The 15,468-nt window shown below is 65.6% G+C and carries 16 protein-coding genes; 9 read left to right on the top strand and 7 right to left on the bottom strand.

Annotated elements, in window-relative coordinates; all coding sequences use genetic code 11:
* Positions 1 to 50 precede the first annotated feature (50 nt).
* Positions 51 to 365, bottom strand: coding sequence for a co-chaperone GroES (gene groES / locus NKI99_RS13880; RefSeq protein WP_127297072.1), 315 nt, complete (start codon positions 363 to 365; stop codon positions 51 to 53).
* A 340-nt stretch (positions 366 to 705) separates the two neighbouring features.
* On the opposite strand from groES, the gene NKI99_RS13875 reads away from it, so the two are divergent.
* Both NKI99_RS13875 and NKI99_RS13870 read left to right on the top strand, forming a co-directional pair.
* On the top strand, positions 706 to 984 hold the full coding sequence (locus tag NKI99_RS13875) for an usg protein (protein WP_127809820.1): 279 nt from the start codon (positions 706 to 708) through the stop codon (positions 982 to 984).
* Positions 985 to 1,158: 174 nt separating this feature from the next.
* Entirely contained in the window at positions 1,159 to 1,941 is a 783-nt protein-coding gene (locus NKI99_RS13870) for an SDR family oxidoreductase (RefSeq protein WP_128305760.1), read from the top strand.
* A gap of 134 nt (positions 1,942 to 2,075) precedes the next feature.
* Here NKI99_RS13870 and NKI99_RS13865 read toward each other — a convergent pair whose 3' ends face one another.
* The gene (locus NKI99_RS13865) at positions 2,076 to 3,578 is read right to left on the bottom strand and encodes a helicase HerA domain-containing protein (protein ID WP_127297074.1); all 1,503 of its coding nucleotides are present in this window, start codon (positions 3,576 to 3,578) and stop codon (positions 2,076 to 2,078) included.
* Positions 3,579 to 3,784: 206 nt separating this feature from the next.
* Between NKI99_RS13865 and NKI99_RS13860 the strand changes: the two genes are divergently transcribed.
* Positions 3,785 to 4,090, top strand: coding sequence for a hypothetical protein (locus tag NKI99_RS13860; protein WP_013530714.1), 306 nt, complete (start codon positions 3,785 to 3,787; stop codon positions 4,088 to 4,090).
* Between the two features lie 58 nt (positions 4,091 to 4,148).
* On the opposite strand, the gene NKI99_RS13855 is transcribed toward NKI99_RS13860, so the two are convergent.
* The 3 genes from NKI99_RS13855 to NKI99_RS13845 form a co-directional block, all read right to left on the bottom strand.
* Complete coding sequence (locus tag NKI99_RS13855) at positions 4,149 to 4,979, bottom strand: aldo/keto reductase (RefSeq protein ID WP_127297075.1); 831 nt, start codon at positions 4,977 to 4,979, stop codon at positions 4,149 to 4,151.
* Positions 4,980 to 5,123: 144 nt separating this feature from the next.
* Positions 5,124 to 5,756 carry a Vgb family protein gene (locus NKI99_RS13850; protein WP_352611152.1) on the bottom strand — a complete coding sequence of 211 codons (633 nt, stop codon included), beginning with the start codon at positions 5,754 to 5,756 and terminating at the stop codon, positions 5,124 to 5,126.
* A gap of 35 nt (positions 5,757 to 5,791) precedes the next feature.
* The gene (locus tag NKI99_RS13845; protein WP_352611151.1) at positions 5,792 to 7,012 is read right to left on the bottom strand and encodes a helix-turn-helix domain-containing protein; all 1,221 of its coding nucleotides are present in this window, start codon (positions 7,010 to 7,012) and stop codon (positions 5,792 to 5,794) included.
* A 293-nt stretch (positions 7,013 to 7,305) separates the two neighbouring features.
* Between NKI99_RS13845 and NKI99_RS13840 the strand changes: the two genes are divergently transcribed.
* From NKI99_RS13840 to NKI99_RS13830, 3 genes are all read left to right on the top strand, one after another.
* Positions 7,306 to 8,055, top strand: coding sequence for a DUF899 domain-containing protein (locus NKI99_RS13840; RefSeq protein WP_352554556.1), 750 nt, complete (start codon positions 7,306 to 7,308; stop codon positions 8,053 to 8,055).
* An 86-nt stretch (positions 8,056 to 8,141) separates the two neighbouring features.
* On the top strand, positions 8,142 to 8,402 hold the full coding sequence (locus NKI99_RS13835; RefSeq protein ID WP_127297078.1) for a hypothetical protein: 261 nt from the start codon (positions 8,142 to 8,144) through the stop codon (positions 8,400 to 8,402).
* Positions 8,403 to 8,451: 49 nt separating this feature from the next.
* On the top strand, positions 8,452 to 9,456 hold the full coding sequence (locus tag NKI99_RS13830) for a zinc-dependent alcohol dehydrogenase family protein (protein WP_128305765.1): 1,005 nt from the start codon (positions 8,452 to 8,454) through the stop codon (positions 9,454 to 9,456).
* A 49-nt stretch (positions 9,457 to 9,505) separates the two neighbouring features.
* Here the strand turns inward: NKI99_RS13830 and NKI99_RS13825 are convergent, their stop codons facing one another.
* A complete protein-coding gene (locus NKI99_RS13825; RefSeq protein ID WP_352611150.1) occupies positions 9,506 to 10,504 on the bottom strand; it encodes a bestrophin family protein in 999 nt (332 codons plus the stop codon).
* Between the two features lie 56 nt (positions 10,505 to 10,560).
* Complete coding sequence (locus NKI99_RS13820; protein WP_352611149.1) at positions 10,561 to 11,181, bottom strand: TetR/AcrR family transcriptional regulator; 621 nt, start codon at positions 11,179 to 11,181, stop codon at positions 10,561 to 10,563.
* A 290-nt stretch (positions 11,182 to 11,471) separates the two neighbouring features.
* Here NKI99_RS13820 and NKI99_RS13815 point away from each other — a divergent pair, with 290 nt between their 5' ends.
* Genes NKI99_RS13815 through NKI99_RS13805 form a run of 3 tightly spaced genes read left to right on the top strand, consistent with a single transcriptional unit; the run spans position 11,472 to position 15,272 of the window.
* Positions 11,472 to 11,969: a (2Fe-2S)-binding protein gene (locus tag NKI99_RS13815; protein WP_023814339.1), complete on the top strand. Its 498-nt coding sequence runs from the start codon at positions 11,472 to 11,474 to the stop codon at positions 11,967 to 11,969.
* Positions 11,966 to 13,024 (top strand): FAD binding domain-containing protein, encoded by a 1,059-nt coding sequence (locus NKI99_RS13810; protein WP_352554559.1) that lies wholly within the window; start codon positions 11,966 to 11,968, stop codon positions 13,022 to 13,024. The genes NKI99_RS13815 and NKI99_RS13810 overlap by 4 nt, the downstream gene beginning before the upstream one ends.
* Positions 13,014 to 15,272 carry a xanthine dehydrogenase family protein molybdopterin-binding subunit gene (locus NKI99_RS13805; RefSeq protein WP_352611148.1) on the top strand — a complete coding sequence of 753 codons (2,259 nt, stop codon included), beginning with the start codon at positions 13,014 to 13,016 and terminating at the stop codon, positions 15,270 to 15,272. The genes NKI99_RS13810 and NKI99_RS13805 overlap by 11 nt, the downstream gene beginning before the upstream one ends.
* The last annotated feature ends 196 nt before the right edge of the window (positions 15,273 to 15,468 follow it).

Here is a 15,468-nt window from a genome sequence, read left to right as displayed (position 1 = left end):
ACTCCTCTATCTAGGCAGCATTCGTTGACTGGTTGGATACGAGGAAGCCGTCAGGCGGCCTTCTTCACTTCGACGATCTTATCGATGACACCCATCACGTCGCTTTCCTTCATGATGAGCAGGTCCTCGCCGTCGAGTTTGATTTCGGTGCCGGACCATTTGCCGAACAGGATGCGGTCGCCGACCTTGACATCAAGTTCGACAAGCTTGCCGCTGTCGTCGCGCGCGCCGGGACCGACGGCGAGCACTTCGCCTTCCTGCGGTTTTTCTTTTGCGGTATCGGGGATGATGATGCCGCCGGAGGTCTTCTCCTCGGCTTCAAGGCGGCGGACCAGAATACGGTCATGCAATGGACGGAACGCCATGTCGTTCTCCTCGTGGACAAACAGGTTTTTGAGGTTCCTCCGCACCGAACCGGCAATATCGGACCGGTGCGGAACGCCGGGACCCTTCGTCAGGCATCGCGGCGCATATCGAGCTAGTTTTGCCGTTTTCCGATTTCAAGAGACCGGCGAAAAAATTTTTACATTCGACCAGAAAGGGCGCCAACGCACTGTTATGGCGCGGCTATTTTCGGAACCCCCGAGCTTCTCGTGGCGTTGTTCGAAGACGGACCGACAGACCGATCGTCCCGGCCCGGCATCGGGCAGGTTCAATACAAATGTCGCAGGCTGGATGCCTGAACGGAGAGAGAAGGAGAAAGATATGGCCGATACGGTCAGCAGCGAATTCCGCCTGCAAATGGAAGGTTATGGCCTGACGACGGCCGAAATCCACTATCACCTGCCCGATCATCCGAGCCTGCTTCAGCTCTATGTCTGGCAGGACTATGATCTCGCTCCGGCCTTCCCCGAACTCAAGGGCTTTCTCCAATATTGGGAGCGCGAACTCGACGGTCCGCTGCACTCGGTCCGCGTTGCTCATCACCGGCTCATCCAGCCTTCGGAATGGCGGGCCGTCGAGGGCATCATCACGGTCCACTAGGGTCTTTGCGACGGCCTCCGCTCCTGCTTCGCCTGGAGCGGCGGCGTTAGGGCAGGCTCTCGCCGGCCTCACGCAGCGACAGCCAACAGCCTCCCCTCCAAAATTTCCAATTTCCATGTTGTAAAACGATCGTGCCGCGCTAGCCTGAAACCAGATGCGATGCGGGGAAGAGGAATGGAGCTTCAACTCAATGGCAAGGTGGCGCTGGTCACCGGCTCGACGCAAGGCATTGGCCGCGCCATCGCCGAGACCTTGGCGCGTTCCGGCGCCGGCGGCCTGCTCGTCACCGGGCGTGATAAGGCCCGCGGCGATGCGGTGGCGGCGGAGCTTTCGCAGCTTGGCACACCAACGCTCTTCGTCGCCACCGACCTCGCCGACCCGGCCGCCCCTGCCCTTTTGGCGCAAGCGTGCATCGAGCGCTTCGGCCGCATCGATGCGCTGGTCAACGCCGCAGGGCTGACCGACCGGGCCTCGTTCCTCGATGCCGATCTCGACGGCTGGGCCTCGCTGTTCGCCGTTAACGCGCGGGCGCCGTTCTTCCTCATGCAGGCGGCCATCGCCGACATGAAGAAGCGCGGTCAGGGCGGCGCCATCGTCAACATCCTGTCGATCAACGCCCATTGCGGCTCGCCGGAGCTCGCCGTCTATTCCGCCAGCAAGGGCGCGCTGGCCACGCTGACCAAGAACGCCGCCAACGCCCATCGCTTCGATCGCATCCGCGTCAACGGCATCAATGTCGGCTGGACCGACACGCCGGCCGAACGTGCCATGCAGGCCGACACGCTGGGCAACGGGCCGGGCTGGCTCGATGCCGCGAACGCCTCGCAACCCTTCGGCCGCCTGTTCTCGACGAGCGACATCGCCAACCTCGCAGTCTTCCTGCTTTCGGATGCTGCCGGGCCGATGACCGGCACGCTCGTCGACCAGGAACAGTGGGTGATCGGGGCGAACCGGTGAGCGCCATCGAAACGCATGCGCCCTGCACGGCGCATTTCGGCGTCGGCGATTTCACCGTTGCCGTCAAAAATTGGCCGCGATGACGGTGACTGAAAAAGCCTATCGCCCCATTCGCTCAAAGCACCCGCGCCGCCTCACAGCGCCAGGCTCCCCTGCTCCACCTCCTCGGCATTCGGATCTCCCGGTGCGGTGGCCCAGGCCAATTCGACCAGCGTCACGGTGCGCCGGCCTGTCCCGTCGAGTTGGCAGACGATGAGCCCCTGCTCCTCGATATAGGTCAAGAGGCGCCGGGCGCGGCGCAGCGAGTGCGAGCCGTAGGCGCGGGCGATCGCGGCGTCGCTCGGGCACGGCCAGCCCTCTTTCGCCGCACGGGCGATCATCATGAACACGCCCTGCATGTCGTCGGGCAGCAGCGACGCGCGGACAGAAACGTCCCGCCACGCGTCATCCTGCGTCGTCTCGGAACCAAGGCCGGCACGGGCGCGCGTCAGCATGCGGCGGAACTCCGGCAGGTCCGGCACAACCGACGCGAGGCCTTCTATGCGGCAGCGGACCACGAATTCCTGATAGAGCACCCCGATCACGCGAAAACCCGCATCGGGCTGCGCCAGGATGGCGCGCAGCACACGGTCGACGCGCTCACGACGCTCGGCCAGATCCTCGGCGCTGATTTGTGGCTCCGCCGGCTCGGGGCGCATTTCCAGTGCCGCCGATTTGGCCGCCATCAGCTGGTCGAGCAGGTCCGGCGACGCCGGGCGGCGCGGCGTGCGCACCGTCTCGGGGGGCGGCGCCGCCAGGATGATCGCGCGTGCATCTTCCAGCGCGGATTCCGGCATTGCCATGAGCCGCGGCGTGCCGTTGCGCGGGCTGGTGTCGGTCGGGCCGATGCGCAGCCCCAGCGGACGGCGCGACAGCGCCGGACCGAGCGCCATGAACTGCCCGCGTTCCAGATCACGGAACGCTTCCGCCTGGCGTCTCTCCATGCCCAAAAGATCGGCGGCACGCGCCATGTCGATATCGAGGAAGGTGCGGCCCATGAGAAAATTGGACGCCTCGGCTGCGACGTTCTTGGCGAGCTTGGCCAGGCGCTGGGTGGCAATGATGCCGGCCAGCCCGCGCTTGCGGCCACGACACATCAAATTGGTCATGGCGCCGAGCGAGAGCTTTCGCGCTTCGTCCGACACCTCTCCGGCCACCGCTGGCGCGAACAGCTGCGCCTCATCCACCACCACCAGCATCGGGTACCAGTGGTCACGGGCGACCTCGAACAGCCCGCCGAGGAAGGCGGCGGCACGCCGCATCTGGTTCTCGGCGTCGAGCCCTTCGAGATTGAGCACGGTGGAGACGCGATGCATGCGCGCCCGCTCGCCGGCCGCCTGCAGGCCGCGCTCGGTATGCTGCTCGGCATCGATCACCAGATGGCCGTAACGGTCGCCCAGCGAAACGAAGTCGCCCTCGGGATCGATGATGGTCTGCTGCACCCAGGGCGCGCTCTGCTCCAGCAGGCGCCGCAACAGATGCGACTTGCCGGAGCCTGAATTGCCCTGCACCAAAAGGCGCGTCGCGAGCAACTCCTCAAGATCCAGCTTCGCCGGGGCGCCTGCGGTCGTCTGTCCCATCTCGATCGCAACGGTCATCTCGACTCAGGCGCTCCTTCGCAGACGGGCTTATCAACTGGGTCACAGCCCGTCGAGCGTGCATGACCGCCTGCGGCGTGTTGCGCACAACTGTGCAGGCACCGCCTGGAGGGTCATCAGCCGATGCCTGGCGCAAACTTTGGGTTGACCCCTTCGGACCACGAGGCGACACTCCACCCAACGCTAGGAGTACGAGGAGAAAAGCGATGGACGAGCCCGAACGGTGGCGCCACATGTCGACGGCGCCGAAGGATGGCAGCCGCATCCTGGTCACTGTGCGTCCGTCCGAACAGGGGCCGGCGGAAGTCGACCTTGCCTATTGGTCGCGTGCCGACCAGTTCGCCTCGGAAGGCTGGCGCGCGTCGGACTCCTCGCCGGGGCGCGTTATCGAATACGCTGACCCGGAACTGAAGTGCTGGATGCCGCTGCCGACGGCCAACCTCAGCCGCGCGTCGATGCCGGCGCCGTGGGAAGGCGAAGACGCCCAGCAGCTGGATGGGTCCGGGATTTAAGAGCGCGGAGAGGCCGGAGATTGGCAACTCCACGGTCGGCGTCTCTAACCTGCTCCTCTCAGAACAGGAACGCGGCCGTGGCGGGGTTGGGCCCGTTGCGGCCTTCGGGCGAATCCATGCCGCGGATCGTCTGCAGGTCCTGCGCATCCAGTTCGAAATCGAAGACATCGAAATTGGCGGCGATGCGATCCCTGCGGATCGACTTTGGAATGACGATCAGCCCCTCCTGGAGATGCCAGCGGATGATCGTCTGGGCGACGGACTTGCCATGTTTTTTGGCGATGTCTGCAATGGTCGGATCGCCGAGCAGCCGGCCGCTGCCCAACGGGCTCCAGCTTTCGATACGGATGTCGTGCTTGGTGTGAAAGTCCCTGACACCGCGTTGCTGGAACTGGGGATGCAGCTCGATCTGGTTGACGACGGGCGTCACGCCGGTTTCCGCGATGATCCGCTCCAGATGGTCCGGGTTGAAATTCGAAACGCCGATCGACTTGATGCGGCCGGCCTGCCGGAGTTCGACCAGCGTCTTCCAGGCCTCGACATACTTGTCTTGGCTGGGCACAGGCCAGTGGATCAGGAACAGGTCGATCTGCTCAATGCCGAGCTTGGCCATGGTGTCATCGAAGGCGCGTAGCGCCGCATCGCGCTGGTGTGCGCCGTTGCGCAGTTTCGAGGTGATGAACAGCTCAGCCCGCGACACGCCGGCGCTGCGGATCGCCTTTCCGACCCCTTCCTCGTTCTGGTAGCCTTCGGCGGTGTCGATCAGGCGATAGCCGGCCTCGATGCCCCAACCCACCACCTCGGCGGTAATATCCTGGTCGACCTGCCACACGCCAAGGCCGAGTTGGGGAATGGCGGAGCCGTCGTTCAATGCGATCTGTTCGGGCATGGGGGATCCTTTGCAAAGCGGGTCCGGGCGTTCTGCCCGGTGCACAGGCTATCTAGGTCCGACAGGGTGCGACGACCACCCGACAGCGGACAAATTGCCGTGTGAAGTGCGCCTGCAGCCGTTATCTCGGCGTCAGCCGCAATCTCATCGCGGCCGGCGCACCGCCCGCACCACACCGGCCGAAGTGCTGCCGCAATAGAGGCGGTCGCCGCCATCGGATTCCAGCCCCGACACGCCCATGCCCGCCGGCATGTCGAGCTTCTCCAGAACCTTGCCTGATCGCGGGTCGACGCGGCGCAGGTCGCTCTGCTCGCCTTCCCAGGTGGCGTGCCATAGCTCGCCCTCGACCCATGTCACCCCGGTGACGAAACGGTTGGATTCGATGGTGCGCAGGATCGCCCCCGTCTCCGGGTCGATCTGATGGATCTTGCGTTCGCGGTATTGCCCCACCCACAGCGTCCCTTCGGCCCAGGTCAGCCCGGAATCGCCGCCGCCGCCGGGCGCCGGAATGGTCGCCAGCACCTGGCCGGTATCTGGGTCGATCTTCTGGATGCGGTCATTGGCAAGCTGGAAGAAATGCTGGCCGTCATAAGCGGTGCCGGCATGTGCCGCGACATCGATCGAGCGCAGCGCCTGCCCGCTTTCCGGATCGAAGGCGTTCAGCTTCTCGCCCGAGGCAAACCAGACGTTGTTGCCGTCAAAGCTCACCCCATGCACCCTCTCCACATCGGCAAAGGGTCCGTATTCGCACAGGATTTCGGCTTTTGAATGTTTCATGTCTTTATCCTCACGAGATGATCTGATGTGCCTTACTAACCACTCGGCAATGGCGCCGGGAGTAACAAGGTGGTCGTGAATCCGGCCACCGGCGGCGTCATCCAGCGGCGCGCCCGACCGTGACCGAAAAACTGCACCTTGCCGGCCTCGCCAAGCTGCTCCAGCGCCCGCTGCACGCTGCGCTGGCCGGTACCGAGCGCCAGTGCCAGCGCCGAACTCGCCCAGGATTCACCATCGGCAAGGAAGGCCAGCACCGCCGCGTGCCGCTCCTCGATCGGCCGCGCCAGCACCAGCACCTCGCGTGCCTGGCGCGGCGCCAGCGCGAAGCCCTGGCTGGTCGCGCCGATGTCGGCCAGCCCGCGCAATTCGGTGCGCAACCGGCCGATCTCGACCCGCAGCCGCGCCCTATGCGATTCATCGGCGTGCCTGCCGCCGAAGGCTTCAGCGATCAGCCTCGCCCTCGACACATCGCCTGGCCACGCTTCGGCGAGCGTACGGGCTAGCGCAAACAGCACCGGGCGCGTTGCCAGCGAGACCGCTTTCTCCTGTTTGCGCACGACGTAGCGAAAGCTATCGACCAGCAGCGCCGGCGACGCCTGCAGCGCCTCGACCTCCTCGAGCAGCAAGGGGCGCTGCCCACCACCTACGATCAGCCGCGCCGCCGGCGTGTCCAGCGCCAGGAAAGCGCTGTCGACCTCTGCCATCAGGCCCGGAATGCCGGCCCGGCGGGCGGCGTGGCGTGCCCACTCCAACGCCCTGCGCGCCGGCTTCGTCTTGAGGCGCCGCATCGCGATGCCGGCAACGGCGAGCTCGTGCGCGGCCCTCGAGGCTGGTGGAAGCGGCATCGGATCGAGCACGGCCAGCACATCTTCAGCCTCATCGAGACGGCCGATCAGCAGCAGACGCCGCACCTTGAGGTGGCCGGCATGCGCGGCGTTCAGCCGGTCGCCATGCTTTTCCAGCGTCGTCCGCGCCGCATCCAAAGCCTTGGCCGGCCAGCCGAGATCCCGTGAGACCAGCGCGATCTCGGCCTCGGCGACGACGCATCTGGCACGCGCTACCGCTTCTTTGGGGCCGAAGCCACGCGCGGCCCGCCGCAGCAGCGCCTTGGCGCGATCAAGATCGCCGAGCTGCGCCATCGCGATGCCGCGCAGCGCCAGCGCCGGCGCATCCTCACGCAAGGCAACGCGGTCCAGCGCGCCAAGCGGATCACCTGCCGCCAACGCCAGTCCAGCCGCGGTGATCAGCGAGTCCATTCAAATCCCGTCACACTTGTAACTCCCACCCCCAGCGCTCAGCGCCCTAACTTAAGTCATGGCCGCCAACCAGCAAGCCGTATCGGCAGCGGCACAACAAGGGAGAACCACGCGATGAACGACACTGTCGGGGGCACCGAGCGGATGCGCCACCCCTGCTGCGGCGGGCCGGCTCTTTCAAATCCCGTCACACTTGTAACTCCCACCCCCGCGATTGACCGCCCTATTCTAGCTCACGGCAAGCAACCACACGTCGCAACAGCGCGACAACAGACTGGCAAAGGAGACGACCAATGACCAAGCACATCGCAATGAAGACCCCGCCGATCGTTTCGCGGCAGGACTGGGAAGCCGCCCGCGAACAGATGCTGGTGAAGGAAAAGGCAACGCTGCGCGCCAAGGACGCATTGGCCGCCGAGCGCCGGCGCATGCCCTGGATGGAAGTGGACAAGGCCTATGTGTTCGAGGGGCCGAACGGCAAGGCGAGCCTGCTCGATCTGTTCGAAGGCCGCCGCCAGTTGATCGTCTATCGCGCCTTCTTCGAGCCCGGCGTGCATGGCTGGCCCGATCACGCGTGCCGCGGCTGTTCCCTTGGCGCCGACCAGGTCGGCCACCTCGCCCATCTCAATGCCCGCGACACCACGCTTGCCTACGCTTCACGTGCCCCGCAGGCCGACATTGCGCGGCTGAAGCAGCGGATGGGCTGGGAGATGCCGTGGTACACAATCACCGACAGTTTCGACAAGGACTTCGGCGTCGACGAATGGCACGGCCACAACGTCTTCATCCATGACGGCGACCGCATCTTCCGCACCTACTTGATCAACAGCCGCGGCGACGAGGCGATGGGCACTGTCTGGAGCTATCTCGACGCGACGCCGCTCGGCCGCCAGGAAATCTGGGAAGACTCGCCTGAGGGCTATCCACAGACTCCGCTCTACTCCTGGTGGAACTGGCACGACAATTACGACGCCGGGGCCGACAAGAAATGGGAAGAAGTGTCTGCTGCCGGCGAGGCGGCGTTCCGCGACAAGGGCGAGTAGTAACGGTTGTCCAGCCTGGGTTCCTCTCCCCGCTCCGTGAGGAGAGGAACCAGTCGTGGCTGGCATAATCATCAGGGATCAAGACCATGAGCGATATTCACACAGGTGCCGGCAGCACGATCCCGGAAGCGACCACCCTCGGGCTGGCCGACTGGCTTTGCCTTGCCGCGGCACCGACCTTCGCCGTGATGGCGCTGCTCACCTGCATCTTCAGCGGCGATGCGGCCATGCAGTGCATGGGCACCGACGCCTCGCCCCTCACGGGTATGGCCGCGATGTATCTCCTGATGAGCGCCTTCCATCTGGCGCCCTGGCTGCGGGTGATTTCCGGCAGGCAGGTCCGCTAGGCGCAGCGCGCCGTTCCAATTCCAAACACCCCACACATCGGAGAAGACAATGAGACTGGTCAGGCTGAGAGCGCCGGGCGGCTTGGGCAATCTCGGCCTGGTCGAGGAAGATCCGCCCCAGCCAGGGCCGGGCGAGGTGCTGGTCAGGATCCGGGCCTGCGCGTTGAACATGCGCGACGACTTTGCCGTGCAAGGCAAGATGCCTCTCGCCGACGGCCGCGTTCCGCTCTCCGACGGCGCCGGCGAGGTGATTGCCCTTGGCGACGGTGTCGATGCACTCAAGCCCGGAGACAGCGTCGTCAGCGTCTTCTATCCCTGGTGGCTGGGCGGCGACATGACGCCCTCGACCCGGCGCGATATTCCGGGAGACAGTTTCGACGGCTTCGCCAGCGAGTATGTCTGCATGCCGGCGCACGCTTTCACCAGGGCACCGGCAGGTTATACGCATGTCGAGGCGGCGTCGCTCACCTGCACCGGCGTTACTGCCTGGCGCGGCCTGGTTGTGTGCGGCAAGGTGAAGCCGGGCGACGCGGTGCTGGTCCTCGGTTCGGGCAGCGTATCGCTGTTCGCGCTGCAATTCGCCAAAGCCGCCGGCGCCCGGGTCATCGCCACCTCATCCGACGAGCAGAAGCTGGAGCGGCTCAAGCGCCTCGGAGCCGACGCCATCATCAACTACAAGTCCGTCCCGGACTGGGGCCGCAAGGCCAGGGATTTGACCGACGGACGCGGCGTCGATCACGTGATCGAGGTCGGCGGACCCGCCACGCTGGCGCAGTCCATTGCGGCCTGCAGAACGGGCGGGCATATCGCGCTGGTCGGCGTCCTGACCGGCTTTGCGGCGGAAGTGTCTATCCCCGCCCTGTTTTCCAACCAGATCCGCATCAGCGGCATTTCCATCGGCAGCCGGGTCGACCAGGAGGATATGATCCGCGCGATAGAGTCCAACAGGCTGAAACCCGTCATAGACCGCCACTTTCCGCTGCAGGACATCGCCACCGCCTTCGCGCACTACGAAACCCAAAAGCATTTCGGCAAGGTCTGCCTTGAAGTTTGAGCGCTCTCCACCAGCAGCCGTCGGGTCCGTGCCTTCGTCGTGATTCTGCCTAGGTCGCGATGTCGTTGACCGGCAGCAGGGGCTTGGGAAGGTCGGCCTCACCGAGCCCGCTGCGCAACTCGATCTCGATGTCGCGGCATATCTGCGAGATCGGAACGTCGTTGGCGTTGCCCTCGAATGGGTTGGCGCTGCTTTCGCCGACCTGGTCGAGGGACATGTAAGCCCAGCCCAGCAGCGTGCTGAACGGGATCGTCAGCCAGATTGCGATCGACCCGAGCGCGCCACCCAGTTTGCCCATATCGGCAAAGACGGGAACGACCCCGAATGGCAGCAGCGTGCAGAAGATCATCACGAACATCGAACTGACGATGGCGTATTGCCTGGGATAGGGATTGTTCTTGATGCGATCGCAGCGCGCCTGCTGGTCATGGAAGTCGCGGATCAGCTTGGTCAGTTCGCCATAGATCTGAGGAGGGAGCTTTGTGTCCTTGAACAGCGCATTGACCTGGACAGATTGCAGTTCGAGCAGGGCTATCGCCGGCTGGGGCGATTTCAGGACGTCCTCGGCCTGTTCGGCGAGCAGTGGAGCCAGCTCGTTGGCGACCGAGCTCGCATCCTCATGGATACGGTAGCGCCGCCGGTATTCGATATTGGCGGCCCGCGCCATGGATTCCCATGGCATCGGCCGGCGCAGGGAAAAACGCAATGCCGTCATCCAGGCGATGTGGCGATAGATGAGCTGTCTGGCCGTCGGCGCGTCGAGGAAATCCCTGCAGAAATTGGACCACAACCGGCTGCTGGCCGTAATTTGCGTAAAAGCCTGCAGCGCGTCGCTGCTGCGGGTGAACACCTGCGAATTCTTGAACCCGGCAACGAGTGATACGGTGGTGCCAAGCACCAGCACCACCGACCATGGCACCGAGAACCCGGCGATGCCCGGAAAACGGTAGGCCGCCACGGCCAGTCCGCTCACCACCACCATGTAGATGACGCTGCGCCGCGACCAGAGCGCGAAATCCACTATTTTGTAGGAACGGCCTACATACATCGGGTCCCCTCAACTTATCGACAGGTGTGGTTTTGCACCGCCGGAATCTCGTCGCCTCATTGCGCCTTTGCAGCCCCGAACCGCAACCCGTCCATCAGCAGCTTGACCAGCCGGCGCGAACGGTCGCGCCATTCCGGGGTGTCGGGTGCCGAGTAGATGCCCGACAGCGCGTGCAGCACGTCGGAAGCGTCGACGTCGCCGCGGATGGTGCCGTCGGCCACCGCCGCCTCGACCAGTCGTCGCAAGGCTTGCGACACCCGGCCGAACGTGTCGGAAAACAGCGTCGAATTGGTGGTGAGCACAATGCGCAGGCTGGTCGCCAGGCCGCGCTTGGTGGCGATGTAGTCGACGAAGCGCTGCATCCACTGTTCCAGCGCGACATCGGACGGATGTTTTTGGGCAAGTTCGCCGGCGGCCGCGCACAGCGCTTCCACCTCACGACGATAGACCACCTCGACCAGATGCTCGCGCGTCGGGAAATGCCGGTAGAGCGTGCCGATGCCGACGCCGGCGCGGCGCGCGATCTCCTCCAGCGAGCCATCGATGCCGCGCTCGGCAAAGACTGACACCGCCACCTCGACCAGCCGGTCGCGGTTGCGCCGCGCATCGGCGCGCAGCGGCTTTGCGTCTACGGCCTCGGCCTTCTGTTCAGCAATGGCGGACGGCTCGCTGGCCAATTTTTTCTCCACATCGTGTCAGGGGGCTTGAACCCGGCCGGGTCAGCCACCACGTAATAAACGGAGGCGCCTCCGTTTTAGTGGAGCACCTTTATCATATAATCAGGGGAACCGGTATGTCACGTCTTTCGAACACGCAAGCCGACATCTCCCCTGCCCGCCTGCCTCGCGGGAGACCCGCTGCCATCTCCGCTTTCGCCGTCAAGACCTGACCGAACGGTTACCTTGCCCTTCTGCGGCAAGGCACCAGTTCAATCCCATCCGCGTCAAGCAACTGGAGCCAGACGCCCATGACCAGCCTTCCCATCACCCTCACCATCAACGGACACAAACACGAACTGGAGGTCGATCCACGCGTAACCCTGCTCGACCTGCTTCGCGAGCGGCTCGATCTCACGGGCACCAAGAAGGGCTGCGATCGCGGCCAGTGCGGCGCCTGCACGGTGCTGGTCGACGGCAAGCGCATCAACTCGTGCCTGGCGCTGGCGGTCAGCCATGACGGCGCCCAAGTCTTGACCATCGAAGGCGTCGCCCACGGCGAGGAACTGCATCCTGTGCAGGCCGCCTTCATCGCCCATGACGGCTTCCAGTGCGGGTTCTGCACGCCCGGCCAGATCATGAGCACGCTCGGCCTGATCGCCGAGGGACAGGCCGGCGACGATCCCGAACGCATCCGCGAGGGGCTGAGCGGCAACATATGCCGCTGCGCGGCCTATGGCGGCATCGTTGAGGCCGTCCTGGAAGCCCAGCAACAGCTTGTCAAAGCCGACCGGAGGACCGCGGCATGAGAGACTTCGACTACATCAGGCCCGCCACCATCCCCGACGCCATCGCCGCGGCAGCCGAGCCGGGCTCGGCCTATCTCGCCGGCGGCACCAATCTGCTCGACCTGATGAAAGGCGGCATCACCAGTCCCGAGCGTATCGTCGACATTTCCCGGTTGCCGGAGCTCAACCGCATCGAACGGCTGGACGATGGTGGCCTGCGCATCGGTGCGCTGGTCCGTAATGCCGACCTTGCCTACGATCCGGCGTTCGCCAAATCCTATCCGGCGGTGGCCGAGGCGCTGCTGTCGGGCGCTTCGGCTCAGCTTCGCAACGCCGCGACCGTCGGCGGCAATCTGCTGCAGCGCACGCGCTGCAGCTATTTCTACGACACCGCCAGCGCCTGCAACAGGCGCGAGCCTGGCGCCGGCTGCGACGCGCTGGAAGGCGAGAACCGCCTGCACGCCGTGCTCGGCTGGAGCGATGCCTGCATCGCCACCCATCCGTCGGACTTCTGCGTGCCGCTGGTGGCGCTCGATGCGGTGGTCGAGATCGAGGGCAAGAAGGGCCGGCGCCATGTGACGCTGGAGGAATTCCACCGGCTTCCCGGCGAAACGCCGCAACGGGAGAATGCGCTGGAGCCCGGCGACCTGATCGTGGCAGTGCGCCTGCCGGCGGAGGCGGCCTCCTTCTCCGCCAATGCCCGTTACCTGAAAGTCCGCGAACGCACCTCTTATGCTTTTGCCGTCGTATCGGCCGCGGCAGCGCTCGTCGTCGATGACGGCAAGATCCGCGCCGCAAGGCTGGCGCTGGGCGGCGTCGCGGCCAAGCCGTGGCGGGCACGAACGGCGGAAGCCGTCCTGCTTGGCGCGGACGCCAACGAGGTGAACTTCGCCAGCGCGGCGGAGGCCGCCCTGGCCGATGCCAGCCCATCCGGCGACAATGCGTTCAAGATCGAGCTTGCCCGACGCATCGTGGTCAGGGCGCTGATGTCTGCCCAGGCGGGAACGCCCGAGCGGCTGCCTGCCCTTCCTGCCTCCCCGTTCTCGAACATTCCCGGAGCGCGCCATGACGCTTGAACTCAGCCTCAACCAGCAACCCGCCCATGCCCGGCAGGGCTCCAGCATCGGCCAGCCGCTGACCCGTCGCGACGGCTTTCTGAAAGTCACCGGAGCCGCGCGCTATGCCGCCGACAACCATCCGCCCGGCATGCTTTACGCCGTGCTCGCTGTCTCTAGCATCGCGCGCGGCCGCGTTGCCGCGCTGGATATCGAGGCGGCCAAGGCGCACCAGGGCGTGGTCGAGGTGATGACGCCCAAGAACCGGCCGGCGCTCGCCGCCGATCCGGATGCCAAGGACCATCCCTTCATGTTCCGGCTCGACCTGCTGCAAAACGATCAGGTCCGCTACCCCAACCAGAGCATCGCCGTGGTGATCGCCGAGACGCTGGAGGCGGCGACCGAGGGGGCGGCGCTGCTGTCGCCGCGTTATGAAGTGCTGCCGGCGCGCGTTGGCCTCGACGGCGCTGAAAGCTTCGTGCCGCGCGGTGTCGGCGTCGGCGGTCCGGCGGTGCAGCACAAGGGCGATGTCGAGGCCGGCCTCAAATCCGCAAAGACGCGGATCGAAGCCACCTACGAGACGCCGGCCCAGTACCACAACGCCATGGAGCCGCATGCGATCGTCGTCGCCTGGGATGGCGACACATTGTCGATCGACACACCGAGTCAGGGCCTTGCCATGGCGCAGGGCCGCATCGCCGGCCTGTTCGGCATCGCGCCGGAAAACGTCCACATCCGGAGCCCGTTCCTAGGTGGCGGCTTTGGCTCGAAAGGCATGATCTCCGGGCCGCAGGTGCTCGGCATTCTGGCGGCGCGCCTCGTCGGCCGTCCGGTCAAGCTGGTGCTGCGGCGTGAGCAGATGTACGGCCCGGTCGGCCACCGTGCGCCGACGCGCCAGACGCTGCGCATGGGCATGGATGGCGAAGGGCAGCTGACGGCACTCGACCATCACGCCAAGACTGCGTCGAGCACGTTCGACGATTTCTTCGAACCGGCGGCGGATGTCTCGCACACGCTCTATGCCAGCCCGGCCATCGCCACCTCGCACGATGCGGTGCGGTTGGACACCGGTACGCCGCTGTTCATGCGGGCGCCCGGCGAAGCCACCGGCTCGATCGCACTCGAAAGCGCCATCGATGAGGCGGCACACGCTTGCGGCATGGACCCGCTGGAGTTCCGGCTGCGGAACTATGCCGAGGTCGAGCCGATGACCGGCAAGCCGTTTTCCTCCAAGGCGCTGCGCGAGTGCTACAGGCAAGCGGCCGAGACGTTCGGCTGGGCGAGCCGCCCGCTTCAGCCTCGGCTGATGCGCGACGCCGACGGTTTCCTCACCGGCTGGGGCATGGGCACGGCGACCTTTCCAGCGCTCATGTTCCAGGCCGAAGCGCGTGCGGTGCTGAGGGCCGATGGCAGCGGCCTGATGGAGACCGGCGCGCAGGACATGGGGCAAGGCGCCTGGACCGCCTTCGCCCAGATCGCGGCCGACGGACTGGGACTGGATATCGACCAGGTCGATTTCAGGGCCGGCAGTTCCGACCTGCCCAATGCAGGCATTGCCGGCGGCTCCGGCCACACGGCGACGGCCGGCATGGCGATCCACAATGCGGGTGCCGCCGTCATCGCCAGGCTTGCCGATCTCGCCACCGGCAACGAGGCCTCGCCGCTGTTCGGCGCCGGCAATGAAGGCGTGCTGGCGCGCGGTGGCCACCTCTATCGGCGCGACGATGAAAGCCGCGGTGAAAGCTATGCCGAGATCCTCACGCGCGCGGGCCTCAGCGAGATCGACGGCCATGGCAAAGGCGCTCCCGACCCGGCATCCCAGGAAACCTATGCCAAGCACGCGCACGGCGCCGTGTTCGCCGAGGTGAAGGTCGATCCGGATTTCGGCCAGATCCGCGTCACAAGGCTGGTCGGCGCGTTCGCCGCCGGACGGGTTATCAATCCCAGGCTGGTGCGCAGCCAGTATTATGGCGGCATGATCTGGGGCGTCTCGTTCGCGCTGCATGAGGAAGCCATCACCGACCGGCGCTCGGGCCGGATCCAGAATGCCAACCTCGCCGAATACCATGTCCCGGTGAATGCCGACGTGCCGTCGGTCGAGGCGCTGCTCGTCCACGAGGACGACCCTCACGTCAACGCGCTCGGCATCAAGGGTGTCGGCGAAATCGGCATCACCGGCACGGCCGGCGCCGTCGCCAATGCAGTCTGGCATGCAACCGGCGTGCGGCCGCAGCGCTTTCCGATCCGCATCGAGGACCTGCTGGGGTGAGGAGTGGTCCGCCTAGCGGACGGGAAGCCAATTGCTCGGCTTCCCGAACGACGAACGGTGAAAGCCCGGTCCGCCTTCGGGCGGATCAAAAGGTCCAGTGGACCTTTTTAAGGGGCTGAACGCCCGAAGGACAGGGAGCGGCAGCGAAGGGCCGCACAGCCGGCGCGAGGTCCCGCCGGCCAACATGAGTCAACCG

The sequence above is a fragment of the Mesorhizobium sp. M0239 genome, from assembly GCF_040321815.1.
Lineage (GTDB): Bacteria > Pseudomonadota > Alphaproteobacteria > Rhizobiales > Rhizobiaceae > Mesorhizobium.
Note: the sequence above shows the minus strand (reverse complement) of the source record. Positions and strands in the feature narration are given on the sequence as shown.

Coding starts and splice junctions, on each gene's coding strand:
- groES (WP_127297072.1), bottom strand. CDS start 365: ATGGCGTTCCGTCCATTGCATGACCGTATTCTGGTCCGCCGCCTTGAA.
- NKI99_RS13875 (WP_127809820.1), top strand. CDS start 706: ATGGCCGATACGGTCAGCAGCGAATTCCGCCTGCAAATGGAAGGTTAT.
- NKI99_RS13870 (WP_128305760.1), top strand. CDS start 1,159: ATGGAGCTTCAACTCAATGGCAAGGTGGCGCTGGTCACCGGCTCGACG.
- NKI99_RS13865 (WP_127297074.1), bottom strand. CDS start 3,578: ATGACCGTTGCGATCGAGATGGGACAGACGACCGCAGGCGCCCCGGCG.
- NKI99_RS13860 (WP_013530714.1), top strand. CDS start 3,785: ATGGACGAGCCCGAACGGTGGCGCCACATGTCGACGGCGCCGAAGGAT.
- NKI99_RS13855 (WP_127297075.1), bottom strand. CDS start 4,979: ATGCCCGAACAGATCGCATTGAACGACGGCTCCGCCATTCCCCAACTC.
- NKI99_RS13850 (WP_352611152.1), bottom strand. CDS start 5,756: ATGAAACATTCAAAAGCCGAAATCCTGTGCGAATACGGACCCTTTGCC.
- NKI99_RS13845 (WP_352611151.1), bottom strand. CDS start 7,012: ATGGACTCGCTGATCACCGCGGCTGGACTGGCGTTGGCGGCAGGTGAT.
- NKI99_RS13840 (WP_352554556.1), top strand. CDS start 7,306: ATGACCAAGCACATCGCAATGAAGACCCCGCCGATCGTTTCGCGGCAG.
- NKI99_RS13835 (WP_127297078.1), top strand. CDS start 8,142: ATGAGCGATATTCACACAGGTGCCGGCAGCACGATCCCGGAAGCGACC.
- NKI99_RS13830 (WP_128305765.1), top strand. CDS start 8,452: ATGAGACTGGTCAGGCTGAGAGCGCCGGGCGGCTTGGGCAATCTCGGC.
- NKI99_RS13825 (WP_352611150.1), bottom strand. CDS start 10,504: ATGTATGTAGGCCGTTCCTACAAAATAGTGGATTTCGCGCTCTGGTCG.
- NKI99_RS13815 (WP_023814339.1), top strand. CDS start 11,472: ATGACCAGCCTTCCCATCACCCTCACCATCAACGGACACAAACACGAA.
- NKI99_RS13810 (WP_352554559.1), top strand. CDS start 11,966: ATGAGAGACTTCGACTACATCAGGCCCGCCACCATCCCCGACGCCATC.
- NKI99_RS13805 (WP_352611148.1), top strand. CDS start 13,014: ATGACGCTTGAACTCAGCCTCAACCAGCAACCCGCCCATGCCCGGCAG.